At 72.3% G+C, this 7,395-nt stretch carries 8 protein-coding genes and 1 pseudogene; 8 read left to right on the top strand and 1 reads right to left on the bottom strand.

Going from position 1 to position 7,395, the window contains the following annotated elements; genetic code table 11:
• Positions 1-183 precede the first annotated feature (183 nt).
• The 8 genes and pseudogenes from AX669_RS05300 to AX669_RS14185 all read left to right on the top strand — a co-directional run.
• Entirely contained in the window at positions 184-1,044 is an 861-nt protein-coding gene (locus tag AX669_RS05300; RefSeq protein ID WP_006944034.1) for a hypothetical protein, read from the top strand.
• A gap of 402 nt (positions 1,045-1,446) precedes the next feature.
• Positions 1,447-2,421 (top strand): hypothetical protein, encoded by a 975-nt coding sequence (locus AX669_RS05295; protein ID WP_006943999.1) that lies wholly within the window; start codon positions 1,447-1,449, stop codon positions 2,419-2,421.
• Complete coding sequence (locus tag AX669_RS05290) at positions 2,412-3,530, top strand: TadA family conjugal transfer-associated ATPase (RefSeq protein ID WP_231729428.1); 1,119 nt, start codon at positions 2,412-2,414, stop codon at positions 3,528-3,530. The genes AX669_RS05295 and AX669_RS05290 overlap by 10 nt, the downstream gene beginning before the upstream one ends.
• The gene (locus AX669_RS13615; protein WP_006944015.1) at positions 3,527-4,225 is read left to right on the top strand and encodes a type II secretion system F family protein; all 699 of its coding nucleotides are present in this window, start codon (positions 3,527-3,529) and stop codon (positions 4,223-4,225) included. Before AX669_RS05290 ends, AX669_RS13615 begins: the two co-directional genes overlap by 4 nt.
• On the top strand, positions 4,222-4,842 hold the full coding sequence (locus AX669_RS05280) for a type II secretion system F family protein (RefSeq protein ID WP_006943927.1): 621 nt from the start codon (positions 4,222-4,224) through the stop codon (positions 4,840-4,842). The genes AX669_RS13615 and AX669_RS05280 overlap by 4 nt, the downstream gene beginning before the upstream one ends.
• A gap of 78 nt (positions 4,843-4,920) precedes the next feature.
• Entirely contained in the window at positions 4,921-5,133 is a 213-nt protein-coding gene (locus tag AX669_RS05275) for a DUF4244 domain-containing protein (RefSeq protein WP_006943941.1), read from the top strand.
• A 209-nt stretch (positions 5,134-5,342) separates the two neighbouring features.
• Positions 5,343-5,663 (top strand): TadE family type IV pilus minor pilin, encoded by a 321-nt coding sequence (locus AX669_RS13610; protein WP_038569562.1) that lies wholly within the window; start codon positions 5,343-5,345, stop codon positions 5,661-5,663.
• Positions 5,660-6,163 (top strand): annotated as a pseudogene (locus AX669_RS14185) (Rv3654c family TadE-like protein); the annotation flags it as partial. The gene AX669_RS13610 and the pseudogene AX669_RS14185, both read left to right, overlap by 4 nt.
• Before the next feature lie 93 nt (positions 6,164-6,256).
• Here the strand turns inward: AX669_RS14185 and AX669_RS05265 are convergent.
• A partial coding sequence (locus tag AX669_RS05265) for a DEAD/DEAH box helicase (RefSeq protein WP_156444934.1) occupies positions 6,257-7,395 on the bottom strand: 1,139 nt, incomplete at its 5' end.

The raw sequence follows: 7,395 nt of genomic DNA, 5'->3' as shown, positions 1-7,395 counted from the left end.
CAACCCTGAGGCGTGGATGTGGTTCCGTGACGTCATCGGCGCGGGTGAGGCCCCGGATCGTCGGCGCGATGAGGTGTGGATCACAGGCGTCAACCCTTTTCTATCGCATCGCCCGGGTGGCGCGTCGAGGGCGGTTCGCATACTGACGGGTAGCAAACGTGGGGCGCTGAGTACGCTTGCGCCATGACTGCGACCGTCGACGCCGTGCGTGCCCTTGCCGACCTGCCCGAGGTGGGCGAGAGTGTCGATCGTGCCCGTGAAGCCTGCACCGAACTGCGCTGGCACAACGCGTTGCGACGGCGCATCCCGCAGGCCGCCGCCGAGTCGCGTGTGCGCGGGGCGCGGGCCAGCGCCGCGCTGGACGGCGCCGAGGTCTCCGTCGACGTCGTGCGTGAGTTGGTCGTCGGGCTGACGTCGTGGCCCGAGGAGCCCGACCCGCTCGAGCGGGCGCTGCGCGGCGCGGTGCAAGCCACCGCCGAGACGGAGCATGCCCGAGACCTCGTGCTGACGTCCCCCGCTCAGGCCCTCGCACGCCTCCACGTCGCCGTAGCGGGGTCTTCGGCGGGTGTCGATCTGCCGCCCGACGCCGTAGGACGCCCCCGTCGCGATGACGAGGTGTGCGCCGAACTCGTCGAGGTCGGAGCGCCCGTGCCGGCACTGGAACTTCCCGCGCGGCTCGGAGGGCTCTACGAACTCGTCGCGTGCCATGACAAGGCACCGGTGGCGGTGGTCGCCGCCCTCGCTCATGCCGAGATCGCGACGATGCGCCCCTTCGTGCGCGGGAACGCGATCGTGGCGCGAGGTTTCGAGCGGGCCCTCGTGCAGGCCGCCGGGCTCGACCCGACGGGAGTCTGCGTGCCCGAGGTCGGCCACCTGCGCGAGGCGAGCGCGGGATACGTCGGGGCGCTCGCGGCGTATGCGACCGGCTCCGCGGACGGGGTTCGCCTGTGGCTGACGTTCTGCGTCGGCTCGTACGAGCGGGGCGCGCGTGAAGGCATGCGCATCGCGGACGCGGTCCTCGCCGGGCGGCTCGGCGGATTGTAAGCAATTGCCACCCACTTCAGGGTGGAGTCTTGGCGTAATGTGGGTGAAGTCTCAGTAAATCAACAGGTTCCGGCTTGGATTAGCGTGCCCACCGTGACATATTGAAGCAGTGCGCTCCCCTCGGGTCGAGCGCTGGCGTGCATGCCGCACCCCCAAGGGTATGCACGCATAGACAGCCCCCGTCGTCCCCCCGACGGGGGCTGTCGCTGTTCCTGGCCGGTGGGTGCGGCGGGGGCTGGAATTCGGCGGGCCCCGACGGAGGCGCTGAGGCCGCGACGGGCGGGTGCGTCATCCACAGGGTGTGACGGCTACGGCCGGTTTTTGCCCTCGCCTGCAGGCTGATCCACAGGTTCGGCTCTCGCGACCTTGGCCCGGGCTGGTGCCGGCCGTGACGGTGGAGCCATGAACGCATGGGACGACGCGGGGGCGAGATTCGAACTCCCCGGGCGGCATCGAAGCCGCAGTGAAGAGCAGTCCGCCGAGTCGGCGCGAGGCGACGGAGCGCGTGATGCCTGGCCGGATGGCGAGGTGTTCGCCGACGACGTCGATGATCTGGCCGGTTCGGGCGGTGGCATCGTCGGCGTCGGGGATGGGGCCCTCGAGGCCCCGCTCGTGCGTGGACGTCGCATCGCGGTGATGTGCCCCGATTCGAGCATCGACGGTGCGTGCTTCGGGGCTGCGCTCGCGGGGTATCTGGCGAAGGTCGCGGCGGCCAGCGGCTCGTCGAGACCGCCGGTGGCCCTCGTCGACGGTCAACCCGGAACGGGTGGGCTCGACGTGCTGCTCGACCTCGAGACGACGCCCGGTGCGCGCTGGCCGGCCCTGCGTGGCGCGGGATCCCACATCGACGGTGAGCGGCTGCTCGCCGCCCTGCCGCAGCGCGACGGGGTGGCGGTGCTCAGCCACACCGCCTCTCCCGCCGTCGTCGACGAGGAGTCGAGGCGCGCGACGCACGAGGCGCTCGCCCACGTCGCGGGGGACGTCGTGCACTGCCTGGCCGCGCATCCGCTGCCACGCCCGGGGGAGTTCGACGTCATCGTGCTGCTCGTGCGCGGCACGCTCGCGTCGACGGCTGCAGCGCAGCACACGGTGCGAGCGCTCACGGAGCTCGCGCTGGACGAGCCGGGCGGCTCGAGCATCGCGCCGGTCGCGCTCGTCGCGCTCGAGACGCCGGTGCGTACGCGCTCCGTGCTCGCCGAATCGCTCGGTGCCCCGCTTGTCGCGGCCGGCCCGACGCGGTGGCGCATGAGCGCCCACTGCCCGGCCGACCTGCTCGCGGGCCGATGGCCGGGGCAGCGTGAGACGACGATGACCCGCCTCGTGCGCGACGTGTCGATGTTCGTCGCGCGCCTCGAACGGGAGCCGTCATGGGCGTAGCCGAAGGCATGTGGAAGGAGATCCACGCCGGGCGTGCACCGAGCGCGCGCTCGCTCGAATCGCTCGTGAAGCTCGACGCGCCGGTGTTCGGGCAGGAGCAGCGCGTCGCACTCGAGGCGCGCCTCGACGCCGATGTCCTCGGCGCCGGGCCGCTGCGTGAAGCGCTCGAACTCCCCGGGGTGAGCGACGTGCTCGTCAACGGCACCCGGGGTGTCTGGGTCGATCGCGGATGCGGCGTCGAACGGATCGCGCTCGACCTGGGCGGCGAGGAAGACGTGCGGCGACTCGCCGTGCGCCTCGCTGCCGCAGCGGGCCGGCGCCTCGACGACGCGAGCCCCTACGTCGACGCCGTCCTGCCCGGCGGGGTGCGACTGCATGCGGTGCTGCCGCCGCTCGTCGACCACGGCGCACACCTGAGCCTGCGTGTGCCGGGCGGCTTGCGAATCGGTCTCGGCGACCTCGTCGCCCGCGGCGCGATGGACGACGAGGTGGCCGCGCTGCTGCTCGCCCTCGTGCGGGCCAAGGTGTCCTTCGTCATCAGCGGTGGCACCGGAACGGGCAAGACCACGCTGCTCGCGGCGCTGCTGCGTCACGTGCCCCACGACGAACGCCTTCTCGTCGTCGAGGACGTACGGGAGCTCGCCGTCGAACACCCGCACGTGGTGCGACTCGAGGCGCGCTCCCCGAACGTCGAGGGGGTCGGCGAAGTGCCGCTGGCCGCGCTCGTGCGGCAATCCCTGCGCATGCGGCCCGATCGGATCGTCGTCGGCGAGGTGCGTGGCGCCGAGGTGCGTGAGCTCATGACGGCGCTCAACACGGGCCACGAGGGTGGGTGCGGCACCGTTCATGCCAACGCGGCGGCCGACGTGCCCGCGCGTTTCGAAGCGCTCGGCGCGCTGGCCGGCATGAGCCCCGAAGCAGTGCGCACACAGCTGCGGCCGGCGATCAGCGTCGTCATCCACGTCGAACGCGTCGACGGGATGCGCCGCGTCGCGAGCGTCGGGGTGATGGGGGGCGACCATCACGGCTTGCGGGTCGAGGCAGCCTGGCAGCGCGGTGTGCGCGCGGGTGCCTGGCCCGCTCTGTGCGACCTGGCAGGTGTGCGATGAACGTCATGACCTTGGCGCTCGCCGCTGCCGTCGCCGTCATCGCTTGGCCGGCTCGGGTGCAGGCTCTTCCGCGGGAGGACCGGCGGCCGGTGCGAGGGGTGCGGCGCCTGAGCAGCAGCGATCCCGAGGCCGAATGCCTGCAGCTCGTGGACGCTCTCGTCACGGTGCTGCGCGCCGGGTCGGCCGTCACGCCGGCCCTCATCATGGCGCTCGATGGTGTGGGGGCCACCTCGGCGGGTGGGAGCGCGACGAGTGCCGGGTGGCAGCGGCTGCGCCTCGAAGCGGTGCGCGACGGTGATGTCGTGCAGGTCTGGCGCGACCTCGGACGCTTGTGGCGCAGCGCCGCGTTCGAGGAGGTCGCCGCGGCCTGGCAGCTGTCGGCGCGGCACGGATGCCCACTCGCCGACGCGATGGAGGGTGCCGCCCGCAGTGTGCGAGCACGGCGCTCGCATCGTGCGTGCGTGGACGGTGCGACGGCGGGTGCGAAGGCAAGCACGTCGGTGCTGCTGGGCCTGCCGGTGCTCGGGGTGGGCCTCGGGATGCTGCTGGGCGTCGACATGCTCGGTTGCTACAGCGGCTTCTCCGGGCTGGTGACGCTGTGGCCCGGGATTGCGCTCATGTTCGTCGGGGCGCGGTGGTCGCGTCGCATGACGGCGTCCGCGCTCAAGGCACCGACCGAGGCGGCGACGTCATGACGGTGTGGGTGCTGGTGGCGGCGAGCGCCGCTGCGATGGCGTTGTGGCCGAGTTCGACGCGGGCCGAGCGGCCCGTCCTCGTCACGAGCGACGAGAGCGACACGGCGGATCATCCGTTGGCGGTCGCCTCCTCCATCGATCTGCTCGCCCTCGCACTGGAAGGCGGGGCGCCCGCCGTCGTCGCGCTCGAGGCCGTGGGAGCGGCGCAGCGGGGAGGGCCGTCGACGGAGACGGCGTTTCGGGATGCCGGCGGGCTCGAGCTGCCGAACAGCGCAGGCTCGCCGGGGAACGCGGCCGGTGGCGTCAGTACGGTCAGCCGCGTCGCGGCGGCGCTGCGCTGGGGCGTGGACGAACGTAGCGCTTGGGCGCTCGCGCCGCCCGTCTGGCGTCCCGTCGCGACAGCCTTCGAACTGGCCGGACGTTGCGGCGCGGCGCCGAGCTCGCTGCTGCGTCAGGCGGCCGACGACCTGCGTCGCTCCGAGGCCGAACGTGTCACGCAAGCGGGCGCGAAGGCCGGCGTGCGCATCGTCCTGCCGCTCGGCTTGTGTTTTCTGCCCGCCTTCATCCTCATCGCCATCGTTCCGCTCGTGCTCGGGCTCGTGAAACTGCCCGCCTGAGCGCCCACACACTCCGTCGCCGCCGGCGCCGGGACGTCCACTCCGGACGACAACCGCACCACCTTCAAGGAGACAACCATGATCGCCACCACCCGCCGTACCCGTGACGAGCTGCTGCGCCGCTGGCGCGCCGCGAGCGAAGCCGCCGAGCACGGCATGTCGACCGCCGAGTACGCCGTCGGCACCATCGCCGCCGTCGCGTTCGCCGCTGTGCTCATCGCCATCGTCAAGTCCGACACCGTCCGATCCGCGCTCGAGGGCATCTTCTCCTCGGCACTGTCGACGCGCTGACGGCGAGGGCGACGATGACCACGCGGGCGACGGCGCTGGGGGTGGCGAGGGCGACCTCGTCGCGGGCGACGCTCACGGCGACGAGTGCTCCATCGACTCGAACGGCTCGGCCTGCGGCCGGTCGGGCGTCGACGAAGCCTGCGTCCGCGACCATGGGATGCAATCTGCCCACATGGTTGCGCCGTCGTTGGTTGGTCGACGAATCAGGCATGGCTACAGCGGAATTCGCCGTTGCGCTGCCCGCCGTTGTTGTCGTCGTCTCGCTCGTCGTCGCCCTCACGCAGTTGTTGTTGACCCATCATCGGACGTGGAACGCCGCCTCCGTCGCCGCCCGTTCGGCCGCCAGGGGTGACGGCGACGACGCCGTACGTCGCGCCGTCGCCGCGACGGGCGTGCCGGCGACGTTGAGCGTCGCTCGCGACGGCGGGTGGGTGACGGTCTCGCTCGTCGCCCGCCCGCCGTCGCCCCTCGGCTGGGTGCTGCCCGATGTCACGGCCCGTGCGGTGGCCGCTCAGGAAGAGGGCCCATGATCTGGCGATCCCGACAGCCGCGTCTACCCCAGCACGGGTCGACGCGTTCGTCGCAGCCGTCCCATCTGTGGCGCCAGCTGCCGCGCGCGTGTCGACGGACGTGGTCGCGGTCGTCCGCGCAAACACAAACACCGACACCGGCAAGGTCACGGACACCTGATCCGCGCGCACCTCGGACTCCGAGCGAGCGTGGTGGTGCGAGCGTCGTCATGGTGGGCGTCGTCGGGATGCTCGTCGCGCTGTTCGCGGGTGTCGCGACGTATGCGCGCATCGCCGTCGACGCCGAGCGCGTGAGGCTCGCGGCGGATCACGCGGCGCTGGCGGGTGCGTCCGTCGTGCTCGGCGCAGCGCGCCTGCCGGCAGGGGACGCCTGCGCGGCCGCCGGGCACAGTGCTCGCCTCAACGACGCGACGCTCGCGAGCTGCACCGAGCTGTCGACGGGGGTGCAGGTGACGGCACGTCGGGCCTCGGCCCTCGGGCACGAGGTGACAGCGACCGCCCGCGCCGGCGCGCCCGAAGACCACTCGGCCAGACAGACGTCAGCACCCCCGTCGCCGGTGTCAGGGCCGCACTCGACGGGTCGACAACCGGCCTCAGCCGCCCTCGAGGCGACGCGAGTCGTCGTCAGGCGCGTCGGCGAGGACGCACTCGAGCAGTGTGAGGGCGCCGGCCTTGTCGAGCGGGGAGTTGCCGTTGCCGCACTTGGGCGACTGGATGCAGGCCGGACAGCCGTGTTCGCAGCCACAGGAGACGATGGCGTCCTGCGTGGCGCGCAGCCACGTCGCCGCCCGTTCGTAGGCGCGCTCGGCAAAACCCGAGCCGCCGGGCAGGGCGTCGTAGACGACGACGGTGGGCATGTCCGTGTCGGGGTGCAGCGCGGTCGAGACGCCACCGACGTCCCACCGGTCACCCTGCGCGACGAGCGAGATCAGCCCGATCGAGCAGTGCTCGGCCGCGTGCAGAGCCCCGGGCGCGCTCTCTGGTGTCACGCCGGCGTCGAGCAGGTGCTCCTCGGGAACCGTCCACCACACACCCTTCGTCATGAGAGTGCGCTCGGGCAGATCGAGCGGGTGCTCACCGATGACCTCGCCCGAGGGCAGCCGTCGCAGAAAGCTCGTCACCTGCGTGCGCACCCGAATGGTGCCGTAGTGGACGCCGACGGCACCCCATGTCTGCGACCGACCCTCCTCGAGGATGTCGAACGAGCTGACGGAGCGAGCCGCCGTCGACCACCCCGGGTTGCCGCGCACGACGTGCGCACTGCCGTCGTCGAGGTCGAGGGACGTCACGACGAACGTGCGCCCTTGATGGACGTACACCGCGCCCGGGAAGACGCTCGAGTGGGCGCGCTCCCCGTCGACCGTGCCGAGCACGGCCCCGGTGCGCGACTCGACGATGCGCACGTCACTGCCGCCGTCGCCCCGCAACGAGACGTGGTCGCCGGGCCGGTCGTCGCGCGCCCAGTACCAGCCGCTCGGACGCCGACGCAGGACGCGCTGGGCGACGAGCGCCTCGACGAGCGGCCACATGTCCGCGCCGAAGAGAGCCTCGTCGGCGGCCGTCAGGGGCAGTTCGGCAGCGGCGCTCGCGAGCTGCGGCCCGAGCACGTACGGGTTGCTCGGATCGACGACGGTCGCCTCGACCGGGCGGTCGAAGAACACATCGGGATGATGGACGAGATAGGTGTCGAGCGGATCGTCGGCGGCGACGAAGACGGCGAGCGCGTCACGCC

The sequence above is a fragment of the Dermacoccus sp. CCH2-D9 genome (assembly GCF_001556795.1).
Taxonomy (GTDB): Bacteria; Actinomycetota; Actinomycetes; order Actinomycetales; family Dermatophilaceae; genus Dermacoccus; species Dermacoccus nishinomiyaensis.
This window is presented reverse-complemented; position numbering and strand designations above follow the sequence as displayed.

Bases quoted from the DNA above. Each gene is read 5' to 3' on its own strand.
- AX669_RS13610 (WP_038569562.1), top strand. From the start codon at position 5,343: ATGGCTACAGCGGAATTCGCCGTTGCGCTGCCCGCCGTTGTTGTCGTC.
- AX669_RS05300 (WP_006944034.1), top strand. From the start codon at position 184: ATGACTGCGACCGTCGACGCCGTGCGTGCCCTTGCCGACCTGCCCGAG.
- AX669_RS13615 (WP_006944015.1), top strand. From the start codon at position 3,527: ATGAACGTCATGACCTTGGCGCTCGCCGCTGCCGTCGCCGTCATCGCT.
- AX669_RS05280 (WP_006943927.1), top strand. From the start codon at position 4,222: ATGACGGTGTGGGTGCTGGTGGCGGCGAGCGCCGCTGCGATGGCGTTG.
- AX669_RS05290 (WP_231729428.1), top strand. From the start codon at position 2,412: ATGGGCGTAGCCGAAGGCATGTGGAAGGAGATCCACGCCGGGCGTGCA.
- AX669_RS05275 (WP_006943941.1), top strand. From the start codon at position 4,921: ATGATCGCCACCACCCGCCGTACCCGTGACGAGCTGCTGCGCCGCTGG.
- AX669_RS05295 (WP_006943999.1), top strand. From the start codon at position 1,447: ATGAACGCATGGGACGACGCGGGGGCGAGATTCGAACTCCCCGGGCGG.